Annotated in this window: 25 protein-coding genes; 19 read left to right on the forward strand and 6 right to left on the reverse strand. The window is 73.5% G+C overall.

Features of this window, described 5'->3' with window-relative positions:
* Positions 1-154 precede the first annotated feature (154 nt).
* The 7 genes from E1266_RS20520 to E1266_RS20550 all read left to right on the forward strand — a co-directional run bounded on the left by E1266_RS20520 (position 155) and on the right by E1266_RS20550 (position 6,596).
* Positions 155-385 carry a hypothetical protein gene (locus E1266_RS20520; protein ID WP_132049316.1) on the forward strand — a complete coding sequence of 77 codons (231 nt, stop codon included), beginning with the start codon at positions 155-157 and terminating at the stop codon, positions 383-385.
* Positions 382-1,479, forward strand: coding sequence for a MoxR family ATPase (locus tag E1266_RS20525; RefSeq protein WP_243718649.1), 1,098 nt, complete (start codon positions 382-384; stop codon positions 1,477-1,479). Before E1266_RS20520 ends, E1266_RS20525 begins: the two co-directional genes overlap by 4 nt.
* A complete protein-coding gene (locus tag E1266_RS20530) occupies positions 1,476-2,408 on the forward strand; it encodes a DUF58 domain-containing protein (RefSeq protein ID WP_132049318.1) in 933 nt (310 codons plus the stop codon). The genes E1266_RS20525 and E1266_RS20530 overlap by 4 nt, the downstream gene beginning before the upstream one ends.
* On the forward strand, positions 2,405-3,352 hold the full coding sequence (locus E1266_RS20535) for a VWA domain-containing protein (RefSeq protein WP_132049320.1): 948 nt from the start codon (positions 2,405-2,407) through the stop codon (positions 3,350-3,352). The genes E1266_RS20530 and E1266_RS20535 overlap by 4 nt, the downstream gene beginning before the upstream one ends.
* Before the next feature lie 98 nt (positions 3,353-3,450).
* Positions 3,451-4,476 (forward strand): trypsin-like peptidase domain-containing protein, encoded by a 1,026-nt coding sequence (locus E1266_RS20540; RefSeq protein WP_207945786.1) that lies wholly within the window; start codon positions 3,451-3,453, stop codon positions 4,474-4,476.
* A 90-nt stretch (positions 4,477-4,566) separates the two neighbouring features.
* Positions 4,567-5,295: a response regulator transcription factor gene (locus tag E1266_RS20545; RefSeq protein ID WP_165966145.1), complete on the forward strand. Its 729-nt coding sequence runs from the start codon at positions 4,567-4,569 to the stop codon at positions 5,293-5,295.
* Complete coding sequence (locus E1266_RS20550) at positions 5,292-6,596, forward strand: HAMP domain-containing sensor histidine kinase (protein WP_207945788.1); 1,305 nt, start codon at positions 5,292-5,294, stop codon at positions 6,594-6,596. Before E1266_RS20545 ends, E1266_RS20550 begins: the two co-directional genes overlap by 4 nt.
* A 17-nt stretch (positions 6,597-6,613) precedes the next feature.
* On the opposite strand, the gene E1266_RS20555 is transcribed toward E1266_RS20550, so the two are convergent.
* Together E1266_RS20555 and E1266_RS20560 are read right to left on the reverse strand one after the other, a co-directional pair.
* Positions 6,614-7,459, reverse strand: coding sequence for an LLM class F420-dependent oxidoreductase (locus tag E1266_RS20555; RefSeq protein ID WP_132049322.1), 846 nt, complete (start codon positions 7,457-7,459; stop codon positions 6,614-6,616).
* 46 nt (positions 7,460-7,505) lie between these two features.
* Entirely contained in the window at positions 7,506-8,405 is a 900-nt protein-coding gene (locus E1266_RS20560) for a class I SAM-dependent methyltransferase (RefSeq protein WP_132049324.1), read from the reverse strand.
* A 221-nt stretch (positions 8,406-8,626) separates the two neighbouring features.
* On the opposite strand from E1266_RS20560, the gene E1266_RS20565 reads away from it, so the two are divergent.
* Together E1266_RS20565 and E1266_RS20570 are read left to right on the forward strand one after the other, a co-directional pair.
* Entirely contained in the window at positions 8,627-9,037 is a 411-nt protein-coding gene (locus tag E1266_RS20565) for a nuclear transport factor 2 family protein (protein WP_132049326.1), read from the forward strand.
* A 146-nt stretch (positions 9,038-9,183) separates the two neighbouring features.
* Entirely contained in the window at positions 9,184-10,299 is a 1,116-nt protein-coding gene (locus tag E1266_RS20570) for a 5-methyltetrahydropteroyltriglutamate--homocysteine S-methyltransferase (RefSeq protein WP_243718653.1), read from the forward strand.
* A gap of 111 nt (positions 10,300-10,410) precedes the next feature.
* Here the strand turns inward: E1266_RS20570 and E1266_RS20575 are convergent, their stop codons facing one another.
* Complete coding sequence (locus tag E1266_RS20575; RefSeq protein WP_132049330.1) at positions 10,411-11,856, reverse strand: amidohydrolase family protein; 1,446 nt, start codon at positions 11,854-11,856, stop codon at positions 10,411-10,413.
* Positions 11,857-12,062: 206 nt separating this feature from the next.
* On the opposite strand from E1266_RS20575, the gene E1266_RS20580 reads away from it, so the two are divergent.
* The 5 genes from E1266_RS20580 to E1266_RS20600 are packed head-to-tail and all read left to right on the forward strand — an operon-like array spanning position 12,063 to position 16,253.
* Positions 12,063-13,259 (forward strand): CoA transferase, encoded by a 1,197-nt coding sequence (locus E1266_RS20580; RefSeq protein WP_132049332.1) that lies wholly within the window; start codon positions 12,063-12,065, stop codon positions 13,257-13,259.
* On the forward strand, positions 13,252-14,070 hold the full coding sequence (locus E1266_RS20585) for a citryl-CoA lyase (RefSeq protein ID WP_132049334.1): 819 nt from the start codon (positions 13,252-13,254) through the stop codon (positions 14,068-14,070). Before E1266_RS20580 ends, E1266_RS20585 begins: the two co-directional genes overlap by 8 nt.
* On the forward strand, positions 14,063-14,926 hold the full coding sequence (locus E1266_RS20590; protein ID WP_132049336.1) for an extradiol ring-cleavage dioxygenase: 864 nt from the start codon (positions 14,063-14,065) through the stop codon (positions 14,924-14,926). The genes E1266_RS20585 and E1266_RS20590 overlap by 8 nt, the downstream gene beginning before the upstream one ends.
* Positions 14,923-15,285: a hypothetical protein gene (locus tag E1266_RS20595; RefSeq protein WP_132049338.1), complete on the forward strand. Its 363-nt coding sequence runs from the start codon at positions 14,923-14,925 to the stop codon at positions 15,283-15,285. The genes E1266_RS20590 and E1266_RS20595 overlap by 4 nt, the downstream gene beginning before the upstream one ends.
* Before the next feature lie 2 nt (positions 15,286-15,287).
* Entirely contained in the window at positions 15,288-16,253 is a 966-nt protein-coding gene (locus E1266_RS20600) for a zinc-binding alcohol dehydrogenase family protein (protein ID WP_132049340.1), read from the forward strand.
* Here the strand turns inward: E1266_RS20600 and E1266_RS20605 are convergent.
* A complete protein-coding gene (locus E1266_RS20605) occupies positions 16,231-17,040 on the reverse strand; it encodes an IclR family transcriptional regulator C-terminal domain-containing protein (protein ID WP_132049342.1) in 810 nt (269 codons plus the stop codon). The genes E1266_RS20600 and E1266_RS20605 overlap by 23 nt on opposite strands.
* Before the next feature lie 160 nt (positions 17,041-17,200).
* Here E1266_RS20605 and E1266_RS20610 point away from each other — a divergent pair, with 160 nt between their 5' ends.
* From E1266_RS20610 to E1266_RS20620, 3 genes are all read left to right on the forward strand, one after another.
* Positions 17,201-18,049, forward strand: a complete 849-nt coding sequence (locus E1266_RS20610) for a PaaX family transcriptional regulator C-terminal domain-containing protein (RefSeq protein ID WP_132049344.1) — start codon at positions 17,201-17,203, stop codon at positions 18,047-18,049.
* Positions 18,050-18,224: 175 nt separating this feature from the next.
* Entirely contained in the window at positions 18,225-19,514 is a 1,290-nt protein-coding gene (locus E1266_RS20615; protein ID WP_132049346.1) for a histidinol-phosphate transaminase, read from the forward strand.
* Between the two features lie 139 nt (positions 19,515-19,653).
* Positions 19,654-20,868: a cytochrome P450 gene (locus E1266_RS20620; RefSeq protein WP_132049348.1), complete on the forward strand. Its 1,215-nt coding sequence runs from the start codon at positions 19,654-19,656 to the stop codon at positions 20,866-20,868.
* 110 nt (positions 20,869-20,978) lie between these two features.
* Here E1266_RS20620 and E1266_RS20625 read toward each other — a convergent pair whose 3' ends face one another.
* The gene (locus E1266_RS20625) at positions 20,979-21,932 is read right to left on the reverse strand and encodes an ATP-dependent DNA ligase (protein ID WP_132049351.1); all 954 of its coding nucleotides are present in this window, start codon (positions 21,930-21,932) and stop codon (positions 20,979-20,981) included.
* Between the two features lie 142 nt (positions 21,933-22,074).
* Positions 22,075-22,350, reverse strand: a complete 276-nt coding sequence (locus E1266_RS20630) for a sulfurtransferase TusA family protein (protein ID WP_132049353.1) — start codon at positions 22,348-22,350, stop codon at positions 22,075-22,077.
* A 417-nt stretch (positions 22,351-22,767) separates the two neighbouring features.
* Between E1266_RS20630 and E1266_RS20635 the strand changes: the two genes are divergently transcribed.
* Positions 22,768-23,130: an STAS domain-containing protein gene (locus tag E1266_RS20635; protein WP_132049355.1), complete on the forward strand. Its 363-nt coding sequence runs from the start codon at positions 22,768-22,770 to the stop codon at positions 23,128-23,130.
* Between the two features lie 136 nt (positions 23,131-23,266).
* Positions 23,267-24,322 (forward strand): maltotransferase domain-containing protein, encoded by a 1,056-nt coding sequence (locus E1266_RS20640; RefSeq protein WP_243718651.1) that lies wholly within the window; start codon positions 23,267-23,269, stop codon positions 24,320-24,322.
* The last annotated feature ends 4 nt before the right edge of the window (positions 24,323-24,326 follow it).

The following is a 24,326-nucleotide window of genomic DNA, read 5'->3' on the forward strand; positions in this document are numbered from 1 at the left end:
GGCGGTGACCGCACCCCCCTCCCCCGGCCTCTCCGGCTTCCTTAAGTCCGCTTTCGCCCTCACTTGCTGTGCTCGTCGTGTGCCGCCCGGACGGCGGACGCGAAGCCGGGTCGCCCCGGCAGCACGATCACGACGGAGCAGGGGGAAGCGGAGCATGGCACTCGGCCGACGCACGAAGATGCTCATGGTGGCGGCGGGACTGGCCGGAGCGGGCACGGTCGCCGCCGCCGGCGCGGCGCTCGCCGCCGGGCCGGAACCCGGTCCGGTCCATACGAGACTGCAGATCGTCGAACACAAGGTCTCCCACGCAGGCACCCCGGGCCGGGACTGCCCCGGCAAGGGCGGCACGGACGGCGGCGCGGCCGTGGCCGAGGGCACCCGGTGAGCGGCGGGCTCGACGCCGTCCGCGCCCGGCCGCCGGCGAGCGCGCTCGCGGAGCGGGCCCTGTTCGAGGTCAAGCGGGTCATCGTCGGGCAGGACGCGATGCTGGAGCGGATGCTCGTCGCGGTCCTGGCGGGCGGCCACTGCCTGCTGGAGGGCGTGCCGGGCGTCGCCAAGACCCTGGCCGCGCGGACGCTCGCCACGGTCGTCGGCGGGACGTTCACCCGGCTGCAGTTCACCCCGGACCTGGTGCCCGCCGACATCGTCGGCACCCGCGTCTACCGGCCCTCCACGGAGAGTTTCGACGTCGAGCCCGGGCCGGTGATGGCGAACGTGGTGCTCGCGGACGAGATCAACCGCGCCCCGGCGAAGGTGCAGTCGGCGCTGCTGGAGGTGATGGCGGAGCGCCAGGTCAGCATCGGCGGCCGCACATTCGAGATGCCGTCGCCCTTCCTGGTGCTGGCCACCCAGAACCCGATCGAGTCCGAGGGCGTGTACCAGCTGCCCGAGGCGCAGCGCGACCGGTTCCTGCTGAAGATCGACGTCGGGTACCCGACCGAGGAGCAGGAGCTGGCGGTCGTGTACCGGATGGGGACGCGGCCGCCCGCGGCGGGCCGCGTCCTCGGCACCGGCGAGGTGGCCGCGCTGCGGGACGCGGCCGCGGAGGTCTTCGTCCACGACGAGGTCGCGCGGTACGCGGTGCGGCTGGTGGCGGCCACCCGCGACCCGGTGCGGCACGGCGTCCCCCAGATGGCGGGGATGCTCGCGTACGGGGCCGGGCCGCGCGCGTCGCTCGGGCTGATCGCGGCCGGGCGGGCGCTGGCCCTGCTGCGCGGGCGCGAGTACGTGCTGCCGGGCGACGTGCGGGACCTGGCCGGGGACGTGATCGCGCACCGGCTGGTGCCGTCGTTCGACGCGCTCGCCGACGGTGTCGCGACGCGGTCGATGGTCGACGGGATCGTGGCCGCCGTCCCGGCCCCGCGGGTCGCGCCGATCGAGGCGGCCGTCGAGGGGGACGGCCGCGACGGCGAGCCGGGCACCGCGGGCGGACCGGGCACCGCGGGCGGGCCGGACGGCGCGAACGGCAGGGCGGCGTGAACGGGCCCGGCCTGCGCGACCTGGCGCCCGAGCACGCCCTGCGGCGGCTGGAGCTGACGGTCACGCGCCGCCTGGACGGGCTGCTCCAGGGCGACCACCTCGGCCTGCTGCCGGGCCCGGGGTCGGAGCCCGCGGAGGGCCGCGAGTACCTCGCCGGCGACGACGTGCGCACCATGGACTGGAACCTCACCGCCCGCATGACCGCGCCGCACGTGCGCGACCGCGTCGCCGACCGGGAGCTGGAGACCTGGGTCCTGGTGGACGCCACCGCCAGCATGGACTTCGGCACCGGGCGCCTGGAGAAGCGGGACCTGGCCGTGTTCGCCGCCGCGGCGGTCGGGTTCCTCACCGAGCGGACCGGCAACCGGCTGGGCGCGCAGATCGTCCACGACACCGGGATCCAGCGGTTCCCGGCCCGCGCGGGGCGGGCGCACCTGCTCGCCCTGCTCGGCGCGCTGCTGGCGGCGCCGCGCGGCGTAGGCGGGCGCGGCGACGCGCCGTTCGGCGCGGCGGCCGGGCTGCTGCGGCGCACGGCGGGCAGGGGCCGCGGCCTGGCCGTGGTGGTCTCCGACTTCCTGGAGCCGGTGGACGCGTGGCAGCGCCCGCTCCGGCTGCTGGGGGCGCGGCACCAGCTCCTCGCCGTGGAGGTCGTCGACCCCCGGGAGCTGACGCTGCCGGACGTGGGCATGCTCACGCTCGTCGACCCGGAGACGGGGCGCAGGCGCGAGGTGCCCACCGCCGGGCGGCGGCTGCGCGAGCGGTACGCGGCGGCCGCCGCGGCGCAGCGCCGGGAGATCGCGGCGGGGCTGCGGCGGGCGGGCGCGGCGCACCTGCGGCTGCGCACCGACGGGGACTGGGTGCGCGACCTCGTCCGGCACGTCCTGGCGCAGCGCCGCACCGCCGCGGCCGGCGCGGGAGGTGCGCCGTGAGCTTCCTCGAACCGGTCCGCCTGCTGCTGTTGCTGGCGCTGCCCGTCCTGGTCGCCGCGTACGCGGTGATGCAGGTGCGGCGCGGCCGGTACGCGGTGCGGTTCACGAACCTGGCGCTGCTCGACCGGGTCGCGCCCGCCCGGCCCGGCTGGCGCCGGCACCTGCCCGCGGCGGCGTTCCTGCTGATGGTCGGCCTGTTCGTCACCGGCTTCGCGCGCCCGGCCGCGGACGTGCGGGTGCCGCGCGAGCAGGCGACGATCGTCCTCGCGCTCGACGTGTCGCACTCCATGCGGGCGACGGACGTCGAGCCGAACCGGCTGGAGGGGGCGAAGCGGGCCGCCAGGACGTTCCTGGAGCGGGTGCCGGACCGCTTCAACGTGGGCCTCGTGTCGTTCTCCGGGACCGCCGCGGTCGTCGTCCCGCCGACCACGGACCGCCGGGCCCTGGGCGCCGGCATCGACGGGCTGCGGCTCGGCCCCCGCACGGCGATCGGCGAGGGGGTGCTCGCCTCGCTGGACGCCATCGCCGGGTTCGGGGCGCAGTTCGGGACGGAGGCGCCGCCCGCGCGGATCGTGCTGCTGTCCGACGGCACCAACACCGCGGGCCGCGAGCCCGGGGAGGCGGTCCGGCGCGCCGCGGAGACCGGCGTCCCGGTGTCGACGATCGCCTACGGAACGCCCGGGGGCTTCATGGTGCAGAACGGGCAGATGATCCCGGTGCCGGTCGACGGTCCCGCGCTGGAGCGGCTGGCGCAGGACACCGGCGGACGGTTCTACGAGGCCGCCTCCGGCGACGAGCTGCGCGGGGTGTACGCGGACATCGGCGGCAGCATCGGCTACCGCACGGAGCGGCGGGAGGTCTGGACGTGGTTCATCGGGGCCGGCCTGCTGCTGTCGTGCGCGGTCGCGGCGGCGTCGCTGCTGTGGTTCTCGCGCCTGCCGTGAGCCGGCGCGGAGACGCGGCCCTCCCGGCACCCCCTTTCCCTGAACGAAACGCAGCGGAGCGGAGTACTCACTAGTGGGAAATGAACTTGAGGAGCCTCATGAGCTATCCACCGCAGGCGGACTCCCGGTACGGCATGGGCCAGAGCACGACGCAGTACGACCTCCGGGACGAGGTCCGGTACGGCCTGGGCGACCCCCGCGGCCCCGACTTCCTGTCCCCTCCGCCCACTCGTACGTGGCCGCAGGAAGATCCGTTCAGGCGTCCGCCGCCGGCCGACCCGTGGGCGCTCCCCGAACGCGGCCGGCCGGACTACGGCGTCCCGGACTACGGCACCCCCGACTACGCCGGCCCGAACCACGGGGACCCGCACCGCGGGCGCAGGGGCCCCGGCCTGGTCGTCGCGGCCGTCATCGCGGCGCTGCTCGCCGGTGGCGCGGCCGGGGGCGTCACCGGGCGGCTGACCGCGAACACGCCGGAGTCCACGGCGCTGCAGCAGTCCGACGCCGGGCCGGTGCAGGGCGGCCTCAGCGACGTCGCGGCGCGGGTGCAGGCGAGCGTGGTGTCGATCGAGGTGCGGGCCGCGGGCGCGCAGGGCACCGGCTCCGGGTTCGTCATCGACCGGCGGGGCCACGTGCTGACGAACGCGCACGTCGTCGAGGGCGGCGGCCGGGTCACCGTGGTGCTGGCCGACCAGCGGCGGGTCCGGGCGCGCCTGGTGGGCACCGACCGCGCCCTCGACCTGGCGGTGCTGGCGATCCCGGCCGCGCAGGCCCCGGCGCCGCTGACGTTCAGCCGCTTCTCGGACGTGCGCGTCGGCGACCCGGTCATCGCGCTCGGCTCCCCGCTGGGCCTGCAGGGCACGGTCACCAGCGGCATCGTCAGCGCGCTGAACCGGCAGGTGCGGCTGGGCGAGGGCGGCGGCGCGAGCACCGCCGTGCAGACCGACGCGTCCATCAACCCCGGGAACTCCGGCGGGCCGCTGGTCAACGCGCGCGGCGAGGTCATCGGGGTGAACACCGCGATCGCGACGCTGATGCGCGGCGGGGGCGGCGGCTCGATCGGCATCGGGTTCGCGATCCCCGCGGACCGGGCGCGGGAGGGCGCCCTGCGGCTGGTGCGCTGACCGCACGTCCGGAAGGCCACCACCGCCGCCCGAGCCGCGTACGTTCGGAGTGACGACTGGGCGCGAAGTACCAGAAAGGTGGCGGCCCGGATGCGGGTGCTGGTGGTGGAGGACGAGGAGGACCTGGTCGAGGCGCTGCGCTACGGGCTCGTCCGCGCCGGCTACGCGGTCGACGTCGCCTACGACCTGGAGGGGGCGACGCACAAGCTCTACGCCTCGGCCTACGACCTGATGGTCCTGGACCTCGCGCTGCCCGACGGCGACGGGTTCGACCTGTGCCGCGCGATCCGCAGCGGCCGGCTGGCCGGGGAGAGCGGCGCCGACCTGCGGATCCTCATGCTCACCGCGCGGGACCGGCTCGCCGACCGGGTGCGCGGCCTGGACGAGGGCGCCGACGACTACCTGGTCAAGCCGTTCGCGTTCCCGGAGCTGCTGGCGCGCGTCCGGGCGCTGCTGCGCCGCGACAGCGGCGGCGGGTCGGCGGTGTGGACGGTCGGCGAGCTGCGGCTGGACACCGCGCGCCGCGAGGCGTTCCGCGCGGAGCGGTCGCTGCACCTCACGCCGAAGGAGTTCGCCGTCCTGCGGTACCTGATGAGCCGTCCCGGGCAGGTCGTCTCCGCGGAGGAGCTGCTGGAGCACGTCTGGGACGAGAACGCCGACCCCTTCACCAACACGGTCCGGGTCACCGTCGGGACGCTGCGCCGCAAGCTCGCCGCGCCGGACGGGACGCAGGTCATCGAGACCGTCGTGCGGCACGGCTACCGGCTCCGCGACACCGGGACGGCCGGGGTGCCCGCCGCGGACGCGGGGCCGTCGTGACCGCCCCCGGAACGGACGCGCGCGGGACGGGCGGCCGGTCGGCGCGGGCCTGGCGGAGGCTGGGCCCGGTGCACTCGATCCGGTTCCGGCTCACGGTCATGTACTCGACCCTGCTCTTCTTCCTCACGGCCGTGGTGCTGGGCACCGTCTACCTGGCGGTGGCGCGCAGCACCGAGGCGCAGCCGATCACCAAGACGTTCCGCGCGGAGAAGGTCGTCCAGATGCCGGACGGCAGCCAGCAGAGCCTGGGCGAGGTCCAGGTCGTCAAGGTCCAGCAGGTCGAGGAGGCCGTCAACTACGAGACGCAGCAGACCCTCCGGCGCTACTCGATGATCATGCTGGGCGGGCTGTTCGTGGCGAGCCTCGGCATCGGGTGGGTGCTGTCGGGGCGGGCGCTCAAGCCGGTCGCCGAGATCGCGCGCGCCGCCGAGGAGATCCAGGCGACCGACCTGTCGCGCCGGATCCGGCTGGCGGGGCCCCGGGACGAGCTGCGCGAGCTGTCCGACACCATCGACTCCATGCTCGACCGGCTCGACGCCGCGTTCCGCGCGCAGCGGCGGCTCATCGACGACGCCTCCCACGAGCTGCGCAGCCCGCTGGCGATCATCCGCGCCAACGTCGACACCGTGCTCAGCGAGCCCGACGCGAGCGACGCGGACCGCCGCCGCGCCGTCCAGGTCGTCGACCGCGCCACCACCCGGATGACGCGGCTGGTGGAGGACCTGCTCGCCACCGCGCGCCGCTCCGCCCCGGCGCTGGAGGACGCCGACGTCGACCTCGGCGCCGTGGCGGGCGAGGCCGCCGAGGAGTTCGGCGCGCTCGCGGCGGCGCGGGAGGTCGGCATCGAGCGGCGGCTGCCGCCCGGGCTCGCGCTGATCGGCGACCACGACGCGCTGCGCCGCGCCGTGTCCAACCTGCTGTCCAACGCGGTGCGGCTGGCGCCCGCCGGAACCGCGATCACCGTCGCGGCCGGGCGGGCCGGCGGCTGGCAGTGGATCGCGGTCCGGGATGCCGGGCCCGGCATCCGCGCCGACGACCAGGACCGCGTGTTCGACCGCTTCTGGCGCGGCTCGGAGTCGCGCCGCTCCCGGGACCGCCGGACCGGGCTCGGGCTGGCGATCGTGCGGAGCATCGTGGAGGCGCACAACGGCCACGTGCGGCTGTTCTCCGCCCCGGACGCCGGCAGCACGTTCGTCCTGTGGTTCCCGCCGCCGTCGTCCGGGGAACGCGCTACCGGGAGAGGTGCGGCCGGGTCACCGCCCGGCCACGACCCGCTCGCCGCGGACGGCCCCGCCCGCTGAAGGGCGGCGGCGGCCGGTCAGAGGCCGAGGCGCTTCGCGTGCCGGGCGAGGAAGGCGGCGACCTCGTCCTCGGGCTTGTCCGGGAGGCCCCACATGATCTCGGTGACGCCCGCCTCCTCCCAGACCGCGATGTCCTCGGCGGAGGGGCGCATGGTGGCCAGGACGGAGATCTCCGGGCGTCCGGCACGGCCCGCGTCCTCCCAGGCCGCCTGCAGTGCGGCGGTCTTCTGCAGGATGTCGCGCTCGGTGGGGGTCGTCATCCAGCCGTCGGCGCTGGCGGCGATCCACGCGAACGTCTTCGGCCCGCCGCCGGCGCCGATCAGCAGCGGCACGTGTGCCTGGACCGGCTTCGGCCAGGCCCAGGACGGGCCGAACGAGACGAACTCCCCGGCGTAGGACGCCTGCTCCTGCGTCCACAGCGCCCGCATCGCCTCCACGTACTCCCGCAGCACCGTCCGCCGCTTCCCGGCGGGGACGCCGTGGTCCGCGAGCTCGTCGGTGTTCCAGCCGAACCCGGCGCCGACCGTCACCCGCCCGCCGGAGAGGTGGTCGAGCGTGGCGATGGCCTTGGCGAGGGTGATCGGGTCGGACTCCACGGGCAGCGCGACGGCGGTGGCGAGCCGGATGGTGGAGGTGACGGTGACCGCGGACGCCAGCGAGACCCAGGGGTCCAGCGTGCGCATGTACCGGTCGTCCGGGAGCGACGCGTCGCCCGTGCCGGGATGCGCGGCCTCGCGCTTGACCGGGATGTGCGTGTGCTCGGGGACGTAGAACGTGTGGAACCCGTTCTCCTCTGCGGCCTTCGCGGCGGCGGCGGGCGTGATGCCCCTGTCACTTGTGAAGAGCACGATGCCATGGCGCATGCGACCGATACTAGAACGTGTTCTAGGTTCCGGACAGGGTTCCGCGCTACCGGCGGCGGACGCCGCGCATCGCCCTGGGGAGGGCGGTCACCGCCCGGCCGACCCGGAAGCTCGCCGAGCCGCGGACGGAGGCGAGCAGGTGCCGCGTCTCGGCGAGGCTCTCCTCCGCCGCCGCGAGGCGCCCCTCAAGCCGGCGCACCTTCTCCTTGTGCTTGTCGGGCTTCTTCGCGCGCTTCTTCTTGACCCGGACGAGGCGGCGCCCGGCGACCTGCTGGACCTCGTGCCACACGTCCTCCTGCTTCTCCAGCCAGTTCAGGAGGTCGTCCTGCACGGGACCGGTGTCGCCCCACGTCCCGTAGAGCTTCATCGGGGTGATGCAGACCGGCCGGAGGCCGCCGGTGATCACCGCCTCCCAGACGGCCGCCGAGACGCCCGGCGTGTGCTCGGACCGGTAGTCGTCGCAGACGATCACGCCGCCGGGGCGGAGCATGACCTGCGCGGCCCGGATGTCGCCGTGCACGTGCTCGTACAGGTGGGACGCGTCCACGTGCACGAACCGGCACGACTCGGGCTGGACGTGGTCCAGGATCGAGGAGGTCGGCCCCTGGACGATCTCCGGCAGCCGGTCGTGGAAGGCGCGGTAGTTCTCCTCGAAGGCCGCGCGGGTCAGCGTGGCGTAGGACCTGGCCATCTCCGCCCGGTTCGGGTCGTCCGACGCGTCGGAGTCGAACAGGTCGCACACCGTGAAGGTCTCGCCGTCCCGCAGGTGGCGCCCCATCAGGATGGCGCTCTTGCCGAGGTAGGAGCCGAGCTCCACCAGGTCGCCGGACTCCCCGAGCTGGTCCTGGCGTTCCAGGAACCAGGTGAACAGCCGCTGGTCGGTCTCGGGGAACCAGCCCTTGACGTCGTCGAGGGAGGCGGGACGGCCGGGCTCCTGGCTCGTCATGGGCGAACTCGACCTCACCGTGCTCGGGGCAGCGAAGGAGACGTCCTACCCACTGCACCGCGCTTAATCATCCCCGAGCCGCATTCTTCGGGCATGTCCGCCGGGACCGTGGTCGGTGACCCCGCGGTGAGGGGTGCCGCGGCCGGTGGCGCCCGGCGCCCACCTGCCGTTATTCTCGCTACTGGTTAGTCAACAATATGACTACAAGGTGAGAAGAGTAGATGCATCCCTTCCGAGCGGCGGCGGAGGCCGGCGATCGCGACGCGATCGAGGCCATGCTGGCGGACGACGTCGTGTTCACCAGCCCCGTCGTCTTCAAGCCGTACTCCGGCAAACCGGTCACCGCGGCGATCCTGCGCGCGGTGCTGCGGGTCTTCGCCGGCATCCGCTACACCCGCGAGATCAGCGACGGCCGCGACCACGCCCTGCTGTTCGAGGCCAAGGTCGGCGACCTCACGATCAGCGGCTGCGACTTCCTGCGGACGAACGACGCGGGCCTGGTCGAGGAGCTCACGGTCATGGTCCGGCCGCTGTCGGCCGCCAAGGCGCTCGCCGAGGCGATGGCCGCGGAGTTCGCGCAGGTCGAGCGGGAGGCGCGCGAGGTGGCGGCCGCGCCGGCCACTGCGGACTGAGCCGGGGCGGGACGCCGCGCGCCGTGCCGGGCCGGCGCGCGATCACTGAGGTCGGACGCATCTTCGGCAAATGATTGATCGCAGTCGCGGCAGTGCCTAGATTGGCAGCGTCCGAGTCACCCCCGCAGAAGGAGCAAGCCTTGTCCGTGCGAACCAAGCCGCCGTTCCGGGCCGACCACGTCGGCAGCCTGCTGCGGCCGCCCGAACTGCTGGCCGCGCGGGACGATCATGCGCAGGGGCGCATCGACGCCGCCCGGCTCGCCGAGGTGGAGGACGCCGCCGTCCGCGACGCGGTCCGGATGCAGCGCGAGGCCGGGCTGCGGTCGGCCACCGACGGCGAGTTCCGCCGCACCTCGTGGCACATGGACTTCATCTACCAGCTCGGCGGGATCAGCCCGGCGGACGAGAAGATCAAGGTCCAGTTCCACAACGAGGCCGGGGACATCGAGTTCAGCACGGCCGCGCTGAGCGTGCACGACAAGGTCCGGCTGGAGCACACGATCTTCGCGGACCACTTCGCGTTCCTGCGGGACGCCGCCGGGGACGGGGTGACGCCGAAGCTGACGATCCCGTCGCCGAACATGGTCCACTACCGGGGCGGGCCGGCGTCGATCGACCCGAAGGTCTACCCCGAGATCGAGGAGTTCTGGGCCGACCTGGCCGCCGCCTACGCCGAGCAGGTGAAGCGGCTCGGCGAGCTGGGCTGCCGGTACCTCCAGCTCGACGACACGAGCCTCGCCTACCTCAACGACCCCGCGCAGCGGGCCATGATCAAGGAGCGCGGCGACGACGCCGAGCACCTCCACCTGCGCTACATCCGGCAGATCAACGCCTCGCTGGCCGGGCGCCCCGAGGGCATGAACGTCACCACCCACATGTGCCGGGGCAACTTCCGCTCGTCCTGGACGGCCGAGGGCGGCTACGACTTCGTCGCCGAGGCCCTGTTCGGCGAGCTGGAGGTCGACGGGTTCTTCCTGGAGTTCGACGACGAGCGGTCGGGCGGCTTCGAGCCGCTCCGCTTCGTCCCGCCGGGCAAGATGGTCGTGCTCGGCCTGGTGACGACCAAGCGCGGCGAGCTGGAGTCCAAGGACGACCTGAAGCGCCGCATCGACGAGGCGGCGCGGCACGTCCCGCTCGACCAGATCTGCCTGTCGCCGCAGTGCGGCTTCTCCTCCACCGTGGAGGGCAACGTGCTGAGCGCCGAGGAGCAGGCGGCGAAGCTGCGCCTCATCGCCGAGACCGCCGAAGAGGTCTGGGGCTGACCGCTCCCCCGCCATACCGAGCCGCCGGCCCCGCGGCCTCCCCTCCGAGGCCGCGGAGCCGGCGCGTTCCCCCTGGTCCGGGGTCAGCGCGTCCGGGTCAGCGCATCCGGGTCAGCGCGTCCGGGTCTGGGCGCTGCGGTAGTCGGTGTACGTGTACGGGTTGTCGAGGATCTTGGTCTCCGGGACGTCGGGGTTCATGCCGTCCGCCCAGGCCTGCTCGCCCATCGACGAGCGCAGGTACTCGACCGTGGCCTCGACCTCGCGGCGCGCGGCGGCGAGGTCGACGTCCACCAGGCGGTGGTCGTGCTTGACGACGCGCCCGTTCACCAGGACGGTGTGGACGTCGCCGCGCTGGGCCTGGAACGCGACGTGCCCGTAGGGGTTGAGCACGGGGAACGACACCGGCGAGTCGTCGTTCTTGATCAGGACGACGTCGGCCTTCTTGCCCGGTGCGAGGGTGCCGAGGTCGTCGCGGCCGATCGCGCGGGCGCCGCCGCGGGTGGCCCACTCGACGACCTGGTCGGCGCGCAGGTTGCAGTGCGTGACGGTGTCGCCCCTGTTGTGCGCCTCCAGGTGCATGCGGCAGCGGTCGGCGCCGAGCGTGGTCCGCATGGCGGAGAACAGGTCGCCGCTCCACCAGACGCTCGTGTCCATCGACAGCGACACCGGGATGTCGTGCTCGCGCAGGACCCAGGTGGGCGGATAGCCCTGCCCGGCGCTCTGCTCGCTCTCGGTGGAGACGGAGATGGAGCCGCCGGTGGCCGCGATCCGGTGGTAGGAGTCGGCCGACAGCGACGCGGCGTGCACGTACACCGTCTCGGGCGTCATGAACCCGTGGTCGTGCATCTGCTTGATGCCCTCGTCGCTGGTCGCGCCCCACACCCCGGCGTGGGTGGTGACGGGGGCGCCCAGGTCGCGGGCGACCTCGAAGGCGGGCTTCTCCGGGAAGGAGGGGTCGCCGACCACGTCGAACGCGAGCTGGAAGCCGAGCATGTCGCCGCCGATGAGCTTGCCGGCGAAGTCGCGGAACTCGGGGGTGCCGGTCCACTCGGCGGGCGGCGCCTGGATGTTGCCGTAGGCGAGGACGAACCGCCCGGGGACCGAGCGCAGCGCGTCCACGGCGGCGTCTGCGTGGTCGAGGGTCTGCAGGCCGTGCGACCAGTCGACGACCGTGGTGACTCCGGCCTCGATGGCCTCCAGGGCCGCGAGCACGTTGCCGGCGTGGATGTCGTCGGGCCGGAACCGCTTGCCGTGCTCCAGGTAGTACCAGACGAAGTACTGGGTCAGCGTCCAGTCGGCGCCGTAGCCGCGCATCGCGGTCTGCCACATGTGCCGGTGGGTGTCGATCATCCCGGGCATGACGATGCCGCCGGACGCGTCGATCTCCGCGGTGCCCTCCGGCACCTGGAGGTCCGGGCCGACCGCGGTGATCGTCTCTCCGGTGACGAGGACGTCGGCGCGGTCGAGGACCTCGCGCCCTTCGGTCATCGGCAGGACCATGCCGCCGCGCAGCACCACGGGACGGCCCGGCTCGAACTCGCTCGTCGTGTTCGGCATCGCTCGCACTCCTCGTCCTTCGGGACACTCACCCCGGAGCAGTCACGGACTAATGTCCGCTGTACGGTCAAACCTGCTTGTGGCCACTCTTTCGAGCGATAGTCAAAGTGTCAACCACTTGACCAGGTTCGATATCGCCGTGGCACAATCGGGAGTGCGGACGAGCGTCCGCCCATCGGACGAGAGACCGAGCGACAAGGAGCCGGATGACGGACGACACCGCGCGCGAAGGGCCGGGCGGCCCCCTGTCGGGGGTGCTGGTGGCGGACTTCTCCCGGATCCTCGCCGGGCCCTACGCCACGATGCTGCTGGCCGACCTGGGCGCCGAAGTGGTCAAGGTGGAGGGCCCGGGGGGCGACGACACCCGCACCTGGACGCCGCCCGCGCGCGGCGACGTGTCGACCTACTACCTCGGCATCAACCGGGGCAAGCGCTCCATCGCCCTCGACCTGCGGAACGAGGACGACGCCGCGGCCGCCCGGGAGCTGGCCCGCCGCGCGGACGTGCTGATCGAGAACTTCAAGCCGGGCGGCCTCGGCAGGTTCGGCCTCGACTACGACTCGGTGCGCGCCGCCAACCCCGGCATCGTCTACAGCTCGATCACCGGGTTCGGGTCCGGGGCGGGGCGCGACGTCCCCGGCTACGACCTGATGGTGCAGGCGATCTCCGGGCTGATGAGCCTGACCGGCGACCCGGACGGCCCGCCCTACCGGGCCGGGATCTCGGTGTTCGACGTGATGGCGGGCAACCACGCCGCGATCGGCATCCTCGCGGCGCTGCGGCACCGCGACGCGACCGGCGAAGGGCAGCTCGTCGAGGTGAACCTGCTGTCGTCCGCGCTGACCGGGCTGGTCAACCACAGCTCGGCGTACGTCGCGGGCGACACCGTCCCGTACCGGATGGGCAACGCGCACCCGAGCGTGTTCCCCTACGAGCCGCTCCCGACCGCCGACAACGACCTCATCGTCACGGCGGCCAACGACCGGCAGTTCCGCAGGCTGTGCGAGGTCCTCGGCGTCCCGGACGTCCCCGACGACCCGCGCTTCGCGACCAACGCCGCCCGGACCGCCAACCGCGCCGAGCTCCGCCCGATCCTGGTCGAGCGGCTGCGGCTGCGCGGCGCCGTCGAGTGGTTCGACCTGCTGGTGGAGGCCGGCGTGCCGAGCGGGCCGATCAACACGATCGACGGCGGGTTCGCGATGGCGGAGCGGTTCGAGCTGGACCCGGTCGTCGTGGTCGGCGAGGGCGACCACGCCGTGCCGACCACCCGGCACCCCATCCGCTTCTCCCGCACCCCCGCGACGTACCGGCTGCCGCCGCCGGAGCTGGACGAGCACGGCGCGGAGCTGCGCAAATGGCTCGCCCGGCCACACGAGAGGCCGCAGGGGGACGACCGTGGCTGAGCGGCCCGAGTACCCGACCGCGCTCGGCGCGTCCAGCCGGGAAAAGATCACCCTGCTGGGGCACGACCTCGCCGAGGACGTGATGGGCGAGGTCGGCTTCGGCGAGCTGGCGTTCTGGCTCGCGGCGCAGCGGCGGCCGGAGCCGGGCGAGACCCGCGTGTTCGAGGCCGTCCTCGCCGCGCTCGCCGACCACGGATTCACCCCGACCGCGATCGTCACCCGCCTCACGTACCTGTCGGCGCCCGACTCGGTGCAGGGCGCCCTCGCCGCCGGGCTGCTCGGCGGCGGCTCCCGGTTCCTCGGCGTCACCGAGGACACCGGGCGGTTCCTGCACGGCGTGCTGGAAGCGGTGGACGGCGGCCCCCCGGCCACCGACGCGGAGTGGGACGCGCTCGCGCTGCGGACCGTCCGCGCGGAACGCGAGGCGAAGCGGTTCGTCCCCGGCCTCGGCCACCACGTCCACAAGGACGGCGACCCGCGGACCCCCAGGCTGATGCGGATCGCCGCCGAGGAGGGGCTGTTCGGGCCGCACCTGTCGCTGTTCGCCGCGATCGGCCGCGTCCACCCCGAGGTGCTCGGCAAGAAGCTGCCGCTGAACGGCGCCGGGGTGTGCGGCGCCGCGCTCGCCGACCTCGGGCTGCCGCTGGAGCTGCTGCGCGGGTTCGCGCTGCTGGCCCGCACCGCCGGGCTCATCGGGCAGCTCGCCGAGGAGCTGCGCCGCCCGGTCGGCAACGAGATCTTCCTGTCGGTGGACCTCAACAACCGGTCCGTCGCCCCCGACCCCTACTCCCCCGGAGACCGTCATGGCTGAACTGGTCGCTGTGATCGCCTCGACCCACCACCCCTTCTACCACCGAGCGAGCACGGCGACCGGGGAGGACCGCCCCGGCTTCGCCGACGAATGGGTCCGCAAGGTCGAGGCGTTCCGCGAGACGCTCACCAGGGCCCGCCCCGACGTCCTGGTGATGGTCGGGTCCGACCACTTCCACCAGCTGTGGCTGGACAACATGCCGCAGTTCCTCATCGGCAAGGCGCCCTTCTACGACGCGAACTGGTACAACGAGGAGCGCGAGTTCGGGCTGCCCCGGATGGTGATGAAGGGGCAGGAGGACCTGTCGGCGTACCTCCTGCGGGAGGGCATCGACGCGGGCTTCGACCTGGCGTTCTCCAACGAGCTGCGCATCGACCACTCGATCACGTGCCCGATCATCACGCTGCGCCCGCAGAACGACTTGCCGATCGTGCCCGTCTACACCAACATCTTCGCGCCGCCGCTGCCGCGGCCGAAGCGGTTCGTCCAGCTCGGCAGGACGATCCGGGAGCTGGTCGAGTCGTGGCCCGGGAACCAGCGGGTCGCGATCATCGGCACCGGGCACCTGTCGCTGGAGCTCGGCGGCCCGCGCCAGTTCGGCCCGCACGGCCCCGACCCCGAGTTCGACGCGAAGGCCGTCGAGTGGATCTCCACCGGCGACATCGAGGGCTGCCTGTCGGAGGTGACGCTCGACAGCCTGCACGCCCCCGGCAACGCCACCCACGGGTTCATGGACTTCATGCTGATGATGGGCGTCGCGGGCGAGGGCCGGAAGGCCGACTACGTCGACACCTACGACCTGTTCCACACGATGGAGGCGTACTTCACCTGGTACCCGAACGGAGCGGGCAAGTGAGCAAGTACCTGCTGAACAAGTTCCTCTTCACCGTCGACCGCGACCCCGCCCTGGTCGAGCGCTACCGGGACGAGCCGGAGGCGACGGTGGCGTGGTGGGAGGCGGAGCAGGCCAACCGCATCCTCAACTGCCACGGCGCCGAGTCCAGCACCTGGCTGCGCTTCGAGGACGCCGAGCGGGCCGCCCTCGCCGCGCACGACTACCCGAAGCTGTTCGAGCTGGGCGCGCACCCGTTCCTCACGCTGACGCTGTTCATCGCCATGTTCGAGCGCGACTACGACGAGCCGCTCGGGTTCCAGCTGGAGTACGCGCGGAAGCTCTCGCACATGACGCTCCCCTACCCCGACATCGCGACCTGACCGTGCGCGCCGCCGAGATCCGCGAGTACGGCCGGCCGCCCGAGGTGGCGGAGCGGGATACGCCCGTCCCCCGGGACGGCGAGGTGCTGGTGGACGTCCTCGCCGCGCCCGTCACGCCGCTCGACCTGCTGTGCGCCACGGGCACGTCCTACTTCGGGCGGCCCGCGACGCCGTACGTGCCGGGCGTCCAGGGCGTGGGGACCGCGGGCGGCCGGACGGTGTGGTTCCCGACCCCGGCCGGGATGGCGGCGGGCGACGGGAGCATGGCGGAGGTCGCGGCCGTCCCGGAGCCGGAGCTCGTCGCGCTGCCGGACGGCACCGACCCGGTGGCGCTGGCCGCGCTCGGGCTCTCCGCGGTCGCCGCGCACATGGCGCTCACGATGCGCGGCGAGCTGGCCGCGGGCGAGCAGGTCATCGTGCTCGGCGCGGGCGGCGTCGTCGGGCAGGCGGCGGTGCGGCTCGCCCGGATCGCGGGCGCGCGGCGGGTCGTTGCGGGCGCGCGCTCCCCGGCCGCGCTGGAGCGCGCGGAGCGGGCCGGGGCGGACGCGGTCGTCGCGCTCGATACCGGCGACGTCCGCGAGCTGGCCCGCCGGTTCGCCGCCGCCGCGGACGGTCCGGCCGACCTGGTGCTCGACCCGCTGTTCGGCGCCCCGGCCGCGGCCGCCGCGCTGGCGCTGCGCCCCGGCGGGCGGCTCGTCAACCTGGGCGGCTCGGCGGGCGAGACGTGCCCGATCGAGTCCGCCACCCTCCGCGGCAGGTCGCTGCGGATCCTCGGCTACACCAACAACGAGCTGACGGCCGAGCAGCGGGCCGCGGCGATCGGGTTCGTCGCCGCGCGGGCCGCGGCCGGGGAGCTGTCGGTCGCGCACGAGACCGTCCCGCTCGCCGACGCGGCGGCGGCGTGGCGGCGGCAGGCCGCCGGCGCGGCCGAGGGCCGGATCGTGCTCATCCCGCGGCCGGGCGGGTGACCTGCGGGACGGTCTCCAGCCGCGCGAAGTCGGCGCTGATCTCCCCCGCCGTGTGCAGCAGCAGCGGCAGGTGCTCCTCCAGCAGCCGCTCGACGGGCGTCTCGGCGGCGTGGGTGTTGACGTTGATGCCCGCGATGACCTTCCCGGAGCCGTCCCGCAGCGGTGCCGCCACCGAGCGGATGCCGCGGGCGAGCTGCTCGTCGGTCATCGCCCACCCGCGCGCCCGGACCTCGCGAAGCTCCGCGTCCCGCTCCTCCCGGGACGGCCGGACGCGCGGCTCCAGGCCGGAGCGGGTCGGCTCGGCCAGGATCCGGTCGACCTCCGCGGGGTCCAGCGCGGCGAGCTGGACCTTGCCCAGCGAGGTCTGCAGGGCCGGGAAGCGCGTCCCGATCTGCACCGTCAGCGCGACGATCTTCGGAACGGCGACGCGGGCGACGTACACGATGTCGGACCCGTCGAGCTGCGCGATCGAGCACGACTCGCCGGTCCGCTCGACGAGGCGCTCCATGTGCGGGCGGGCGACGTCCCACAGCCCCATCGAACGGACATAGGAGACACCGAGGTCGAGCACGCGGGGGGTGAGGGCGTATCCTCCGTCCTCGACGCGCACGTAGCCGAGTTCGCGGAGGGTCAGCAGGATGCGGCGGGCGGTCGGCCGGGCCAGGCCGGCGGCCTCGGCGACCTGCGCCAGTGACATCACGGGCCGCCGCGGCTCGAAGGCGGTGATGACGTCGAGGCCCCGGGCCAGGGCCTCGATGAAATCCGGTCCGGTGCCTTCCCGTGGCATCGATCATCCCCTCGCCGCTCGCACGCCCGTCGGATGTCCATCATACGGACACCTGACCGGCACGTGGGCGGCGCCCCGCCAGGAAGATGCTTGATTGAAAACTGTCGCGCGTCAGGATTTCATCGAATAATCTGCCCTGAGGACGACGAGAGGACGAGGGATGACCGCCGTGCAGGACGCGTCCCCGAACCCGCGGCCGCGCGTTCGCGCCCCGCAGCAGCTGCTGTTCAGCTTCCTCGGCTCGCTCGTCCTCGACCGCGGGTACCCGCCGATCAGCTCCCGGGTCTTCCTGCACCTGCTCGCCGACCTCGGGGTGGCGGAGGCGGCCGCGCGCGCCACGCTCGCGCGGATGACGCGCAAGGGCCTGCTCGCCCGGACCCGGGAGGGCCGCACCGCCCGGTTCTCCCTCACCCCGTGGGCCGAGGACCTGCTCCGCGAGGCCAAGCCCCGGGTCGACTCCCCGGCGCCGTTCACCCACCCGGACGGCGAGTGGACGCTGCTCAGCTACTCGATGCCGGAGAGCCGCCGCGACCTGCGCCACCAGATCCGCGCCCGGCTGATCTGGGCGGGGTTCGGCGGGCTGCGCGATGGGCTGTGGATCGCGCCCGGCCGCGTCGACATCGCCGCCATCTTCCAGGGCCCGGAGTTCGCCGGGCTGGCCGAGCTGGCCGACGGGTTCTACTCCGTCCCGGTGGAGGGCACCGACGTGCCGAGGCTCCTGCACCGGGCCTGGGACGTCGGCGCCATCCGCGCCGAACACGAGTCGTTCGTCGCCACCTGGACGCCCGACCGCGGGGCGGCGGGGCGTCCGCTGACCCGCCTCACCCTCCTCGGCGCCGACTGGCTGCAGGTGCTGCGCACCGACCCGGGGCTGCCCGCCGAGCACCTCCCGGATGGCTGGCCCTCCGCCGAGTCCACCGCCCTGTACCGGGAACGGTTCGCCGCGCTCGCGCCGGACGCGGCCGGCGAGCTGCGCAGGCTGCTGGAGGCCGACACCGGCCGGCGCTGACGGGCGACGCCGGGCGCCGGGACGCCGGCCGGGACGCCGGGGCGCGCTGAACCCGTGCGGGGGCGGGGCCGTACCTCTGGCGGGCGGGCACCAACCGGACCCGGCCAGCGGACGACACCGGTCGGACGCCGCCTCCCGGCCACGGCGACGTCCCTGCGCGCGAGGAGCACCTTCCGTGTCAACGGACTCGATCGATCCGAGCCTGCTGCGCAAGAACGCGCACAGCCCGTCCTTCCTCGCCCTGCAGCGGGCGTCGTCGGGGCGGCAGGACCTGGTCGACTTCTGCATCCCCTGCAACCCCTACTTCCCGACGCCCGGGATGTTCTCCCAGCTCGCGGGGGCCATGGAGCAGATCCTCAAGTACTACCCGAGCGACGCCGACACGATCACCGCCGAGCTGTGCTCGGTGCTCGGGCACAACCCGCAGACCGTGGTGATGGGCAACGGGTCCACGGAGCTGATCACCTGGATCGACCACCTGCTGGTCCGGGAGAGCCTCGCCACGCCGATCCCGACGTTCGGCCGCTGGACGGACCAGCCGATGGAGACCGGCAAGCGCGTCGACATGTTCCAGCTCCAGGAGATGCGGGGCTTCGAGTTCGACGTGGACGCGTTCGTGCACTTCGTCCGCGCCCGCGGGTCGCGGGTCGCGGTCGTCTGCAACCCGAACAACCCCGACGGCGGCTACGTCCCGCGGCGCGAGATCGTCCGGCTGCTGGACCTGCTCATCGACCTGGACCTGGTCGTGGTGGACGAGTCGTTCCTCGACTTCGTGGACGCCGAGCCGCACACCAGCGTCGCCGACGAGGCGCGCATCCGACCCAACGTGGTCGTGCTGAAGAGCCTCGGCAAGAACTTCGGCCTGCACGGCATCCGGTTCGGCTACATGGTGGCGAACCCCGCGCTGGCGCAGACGGTCCGGGCGGCGCTGCCGAAGTGGAACCTGAACTCCTTCGCCGAGGTCGTGGTGTTCCTGCTGCGCGAGCACGGCGCGGAGTACCGGGAGAGCCTGCGGCTGCTGTCCCGGGACCGGATGATGATGGCGCAGCAGCTCGCGGCGCTGCCGGGGCTGAAGGTCTTCCCGTCGCAGGGCAACTTCATCATGATCAAGCTCCCGGACGGCCGGGACGGCGTCGCGCTGCGCGACCACCTGATCTCCCACCACGGCGTGTTCATCCGCGAGTGCGGCAACAAGCTGGGGTCCACGAGCCAGTTCGTGCGGCTGGTCGTCCGGCCGCAGCAGGACGTGCAGCGCCTGCTGATCGGACTCGGCTCCTACCTGTACGGCACTGCCGCCGAGGCGCCGCCCGACAACGTCGTGTCCCCCGGGCACGGCTGGGGCGAGCCGGCGCGGCCCGGCGGGACCGGCGTGCCCGGGGAGCCGGACATCCCGGCGGCGAGCCGCTTCACCGAGCACGCGCACGGCGAGCCCCTCTCGCCCGAGGATTTCCGGGCCGCCATTTAGGTAATGGCCGAAATGAATTCGCCGATCAATTCCCCGAGTTGATCTAGCCGGAGGCGCGGGCCGGGACCTACGTTGGCAGCGTTGCCTTTCACACGCCGCCATTCAGGGCGCGCTCCGTCCCGACCTCTGGAGAGATCCAATGGAGAATCCGTACGTCCTCGACCCCACGGGCGCCGATGTGCAGGGGGAGGCCGCGAAACTGCGGGAAAGGGGGCCGGTGACTCCGGTGGAACTCCCCGGCGGCGTGGCCGCGTGGGCGGTGACGGGGCAGGAGGAGCTCAAGGGCCTGCTGGCCGATCCGATGGTGTCGAAGAACCCGAACCTGCACTGGGCCGCGTGGATCGACGGCGAGATCCCGCCGGACTGGCCGCTGGCCCTGTGGGTGTCGGTGCAGAACATGTTCACCGCCTACGGCGACGACCACCGCCGGCTCCGCACGATCATCTCGCGGGCGTTCACCCCGCGGCGCACCGAGGCGCTGCGGCCGGCCGTGGCGGAGATCACCCGGGACCTCGTCGCGGCGCTGGCGGCGGCGCCGGGCGGGCGGGCCGACCTGCGCGAGGAGTTCGCCTACCCGCTGCCGATCGAGGTGATCTGCCGGCTGTTCGGCGTCCCGGACGAGACCCGGCCGAGCCTGCGCCGCTGCGTGGACGGCGTGTTCAACACGGCGCTGACGGCCGAGCAGTCCCTCGCCAACCAGCAGGAGATGTACGGCATCCTCCAGGACCTCGTCGAGTTCCGGCGCCGCGAGCCCGCCGACGACCTGGCCGGCGTCCTGATCTCCGCGCGGGACGAGGAGGGCTCGCGGCTCAGCGAGAACGAGCTCGTGGACACCCTGATCCTGATGATCTCCGCCGGGCACGAGACCACCGTGAACCTGCTCGACCAGGCGATCCTCGCGATGCTGACGTACCCGGAGCAGTACGCGCGGGTCCGGTCCGGCGAGGTGCCGTGGGACGAGGTGATCGAGGAGACGCTGCGCTGGCAGGCGCCCGTGGCGAACCTCCCGCTGCGCTACGCCGTCCAGGACATCGAGGTCGGCGGGGTGACGATCCGGAAGGGCGAGGCGATCCTGGCCGCGTACGCCGCGGCCGGGCGCGACCGCGCCCTGCACGGCGACGACGCCGACGCGTTCGACATCGCCCGCGCCGACAAGGAGCACCTCTCGTTCGGCTACGGCGCGCACTTCTGCGTGGGCAAGCACCTCGCGCGGATGGAGGCCGAGATCTCCCTTCCGGCGCTGTTCGGCCGCTTCCCCGATATGGCCCTCGCCGTCGACCCGGGTGAACTGCGCCAGGTGGAATCGTTCATATCGAATGGCCACCGTGAACTGCCGGTCATTCTGAATTCCTGAGAGGGGACCGCCGTCTCGTTCGTTTCCCCGGCCGCCCGGCGCGAAAGGCCGGGGAAACAGCGGGATCGGCGCGGTTTTCGTTCGCCTCGCCGTTTCGGGCGGGCCGTTTCTCAGGTGGCGCGGCGGGCGCGGGCCCGGCGCTTTCCCTCGTGCATGGCCTGCACCCGCGCGACCGGGATGGTGTGGCCCTCCTCGATCAGGCCGGGCGGGAGTGCCTGCGGGGACGGCATGAGCTCGGTCCACGGGTCGCGGTCCGCGAGCAGGCCCGCGGCGTTCCGGACGGTGAAGTCGGCGGGGGCGACGCCGTCGAGGTCGTCCCACGGCACGGGGAACGAGACCGGCGTGCCGGGGCGGATCCGCGGGCTGTAGGCGGCCACGACGGTCGCCCCGCCGGCGCGGGTGGAGTCGAGGAACACCTTGCCGCCGCGGTCCTCGCGGATGAAGGCCGTGGTGGCGAAGTCCGGGTCGAGGCGCTCGGCGCGGGCCGCGAGGGCACGGGTGGCGGCGGCCACGTCGTCGGCGGGCGCGCGGCCGTCCAGCGGCACGAACACGTGGACGCCCTTCGCGCCGCTGGTCTTGACGGCCCCGGCCAGCCCGGAGGCGTCCATCGCCGACCGGACGAGGCGGGCGGCGCGGACGGCGGCGCCGAAGTCGTCCGGGGCGGGCGGGTCGATGTCGATGACCAGGTGCGTCGGCCGGTCCCATGCGCCGTCGCGGAAGAGGGGCGGGTGGTACTCGACGGCGCGCTGGTTGGCGAACCAGAGCAGCGTGCGGCGGTCGTCGCACAGCGCGTACGACACCTCGCGCCGGGACGACTCCGCCCACACCGTCACGCGCGGCACCCAGGACGGGGTGTACTTCGGGAGGTTCTTCTGCATGAAGGGCTTCTGGCCCCGCAGCACGCGCTTGACCGACAGCGGCCGCCCCGCGAGCTGCGGGAGGATGCGGCCGGCGACGGCGTCCAGGTAGTCGACCAGGTCGCGCTTGGTTGCCCCGGCGCCCTCGAACAGGGGCTGGTCGAGGTTGGTCAGCCGGACTCCGGCACGCTCCTCTTCGGCGCTCACGTGCTCAGCTTCGCACGCGCCACCGACAACGCGGCGCCCCGCCGACGGCGGCCACGAGGCCGTGGTCACAGGACGGTCGCCGGACGGGGCGGGCGTCCGGCCGTCTCGCAGCGCGGTGCGGTGCGGTTCGCGAGCGACCCGCTCAGCGGGGCCGCCAGGGCGACTCCGGGGAGGTCGGGGTAGGGGCCGCCGTCACCTGGAGGGCGTAGGTGGGGGACGCGGCGCCGTCGAGCGGGCCGAGGTAGGTGTGACCGGTCAGGTGGCACCAGGCGGGGAGGTCGATCGGGGCGGCCGGATCGCCGGCGATCAGGTGGACGACCGTGCCGGGGGCCATGTCCGCGATGCGGCCGCGCAGCTCCAGCAGGAGGCGCACGCAGGAGCGGTCGCCGCCGTCGATGACCACTGGATCCGTACTCATCCCGGCTCCCCCCGATCGCGAAGTTAGCAGTCCACGGGGTGAAATATAGGGGTTTGCCGCGACAAAGCGATGCGGCTCCGCCGGGCAGGCGACGCGATGCCCCGCCCCGTCCGGCGGTGCGGTGGCCGGACCACTCAGCGTCCGGTTCGTCTCCCCTCAGGGAAATTTCAGGAAAGAGGATGATCCTTGGGGCAGCGGCCCGCGAAGAGCGCGGCGCGGGCGGGCGGCGCGGGCGAACAGCCGCCTGAATGCGACAAAACAGGATCTATTAACGATGAACAGGATCGGCGGGGATATGGCGGACCACCGCCCGAGACTTGACCGTCTCTTGAAGGTTCCGTCCGGTCCCGGGGCTTACAGTCGCAGTGAGGTACCCCCCGTTGTCATCCAGGTGAGGGACCGGCGTTGGGGCGAAGCATGGATCTCGGTGTGGCGCGAGTGGAGATCACGCGGACGTGCGGGACGCTGACGTTCCCGGCCGAGGTGGACCTCAGCAACGGCGACGCGATCCTCCGGCAGGCCGAGCGGCTGCTTGCCTCCGGGACGCCGGCCCTGATCCTCGACCTCACCGGCTGCACGTTCTGCGACAGCAACGGCCTCAACGTGATCACGCGGTCCCAGATGCGGGCGACCGAGGTGGGCGTCCCGATGTGGGTGGTGCTGCCGCCGCGCGGCATCGTCCGGCGGGTCTCGGACGTGGCGGGCCTGCAGCGCCGGGTCGCGATCGCCCCGGACGTCGCGACCGCCCGCGAGGCGCTCGCGTCCACCGCGCCCCACTGAGCACGGCACCCTGAGCACGCACCGCCGAACGCCCCGCCGCGCCGTGGAACGGGCATCCGCGGCAGACGGGAACGCGCGGGGGATCTCTTTACGTGATCTTGTGGTGGCGCTGATGGCCGGAAGTTGCGGACGGGGCATGGATGCCTTGGAGCGCGGGGCGCGGTGCCCCGGCATCGCCGACGCGCGGGAGCGGCACATGCAGGTGAAGCTGGAATCGGAACTCGGGCGCATCCCGATTCTGGACGTGGCGCCGGTGGTGGGTTGCGGCAGGTGGCCGGCCAAGGCGGTGGTGGGTGAGACGGTCGAGGTGTCGGCGACGGTGTTCCGTGAGGGGCACGAGATGCTGGGCGCGGCGGTGGTGCTGCGGACGCCGGAGGGCGAGGAGCTGCCCGGCCGGCGGATGGCCGAGGTCGGTGAGGGGCTGGACCGGTGGTCGGCGGAGGTGACGCCGACGCGGGTGGGGTCGTGGTCGTTCCGGGTGGAGGCGTGGGGCGATCCGATCGCGCACTGGTGGCACGACGCCCAGATCAAGGTGCCCCGCGGCCAGGACGCCGAGCTGATGCTCACGGAGGGCATCGCGCTGTTCAGGCGTGCCGCGCGGGGCGCGTCCCCCGAGGACCGGCGCACGCTGGCCCGCCTCATGCGCGTCATGTCGGACGAGGACGCGGACATCCTCGAACGGCTCGCCGCCGCCGGGGAACCGGATGTGGCGGATGTGCTGGAGCGGCATCCGCTGCGGGACCTGCTGACCCTGGGCGAGTGGTACCCGCTGACGGTGCACCGGCGGCGTGCGCTGTTCGGCGCGTGGTACGAGTTCTTCCCCCGCTCCCAAGGCGCCGCCTTCGACCCGATGGGCCGCCGCGGCCCCACCTCCGGCACCTTCCGCACCGCCGCCGAACGCCTGCCCGCGATCGCCGACATGGGCTTCGACGTGGTCTACCTCCCACCCATCCACCCCATCGGCACCACCCACCGCAAAGGACCCAACAACACCCTGGACGCCGGACCCTACGACCCCGGCTCCCCCTGGGCCATCGGCTCACCCGACGGCGGCCACGACGCCGTCCACCCCGACCTGGGCACCCTGGCCGACTTCGACGCCTTCGTCGACCACGCCCACACCCTCGGCCTCGAAATCGCCCTGGACCTGCGCCGCCAATGCCCCCCCCACCCCCCCTGGGCGGCCCTTTAAACCA

It is taken from the genome of Actinomadura sp. 7K534, from assembly GCF_004348575.1.
Classification (GTDB): domain Bacteria; phylum Actinomycetota; class Actinomycetes; order Streptosporangiales; family Streptosporangiaceae; genus Spirillospora; species Spirillospora livida.

Excerpts from the sequence above, each read along its gene's own strand:
- E1266_RS20555 (WP_132049322.1), bottom strand. The coding sequence starts at position 7,459 with ATGCGCCATGGCATCGTGCTCTTCACAAGTGACAGGGGCATCACGCCC.
- E1266_RS20545 (WP_165966145.1), top strand. The coding sequence starts at position 4,567 with ATGCGGGTGCTGGTGGTGGAGGACGAGGAGGACCTGGTCGAGGCGCTG.
- E1266_RS20620 (WP_132049348.1), top strand. The coding sequence starts at position 19,654 with ATGGAGAATCCGTACGTCCTCGACCCCACGGGCGCCGATGTGCAGGGG.
- E1266_RS20635 (WP_132049355.1), top strand. The coding sequence starts at position 22,768 with ATGGATCTCGGTGTGGCGCGAGTGGAGATCACGCGGACGTGCGGGACG.
- E1266_RS20520 (WP_132049316.1), top strand. The coding sequence starts at position 155 with ATGGCACTCGGCCGACGCACGAAGATGCTCATGGTGGCGGCGGGACTG.
- E1266_RS20590 (WP_132049336.1), top strand. The coding sequence starts at position 14,063 with ATGGCTGAACTGGTCGCTGTGATCGCCTCGACCCACCACCCCTTCTAC.
- E1266_RS20580 (WP_132049332.1), top strand. The coding sequence starts at position 12,063 with ATGACGGACGACACCGCGCGCGAAGGGCCGGGCGGCCCCCTGTCGGGG.
- E1266_RS20610 (WP_132049344.1), top strand. The coding sequence starts at position 17,201 with ATGACCGCCGTGCAGGACGCGTCCCCGAACCCGCGGCCGCGCGTTCGC.
- E1266_RS20560 (WP_132049324.1), bottom strand. The coding sequence starts at position 8,405 with ATGACGAGCCAGGAGCCCGGCCGTCCCGCCTCCCTCGACGACGTCAAG.
- E1266_RS20605 (WP_132049342.1), bottom strand. The coding sequence starts at position 17,040 with ATGCCACGGGAAGGCACCGGACCGGATTTCATCGAGGCCCTGGCCCGG.
- E1266_RS20630 (WP_132049353.1), bottom strand. The coding sequence starts at position 22,350 with ATGAGTACGGATCCAGTGGTCATCGACGGCGGCGACCGCTCCTGCGTG.
- E1266_RS20640 (WP_243718651.1), top strand. The coding sequence starts at position 23,267 with ATGGATGCCTTGGAGCGCGGGGCGCGGTGCCCCGGCATCGCCGACGCG.
- E1266_RS20540 (WP_207945786.1), top strand. The coding sequence starts at position 3,451 with ATGAGCTATCCACCGCAGGCGGACTCCCGGTACGGCATGGGCCAGAGC.
- E1266_RS20565 (WP_132049326.1), top strand. The coding sequence starts at position 8,627 with ATGCATCCCTTCCGAGCGGCGGCGGAGGCCGGCGATCGCGACGCGATC.
- E1266_RS20575 (WP_132049330.1), bottom strand. The coding sequence starts at position 11,856 with ATGCCGAACACGACGAGCGAGTTCGAGCCGGGCCGTCCCGTGGTGCTG.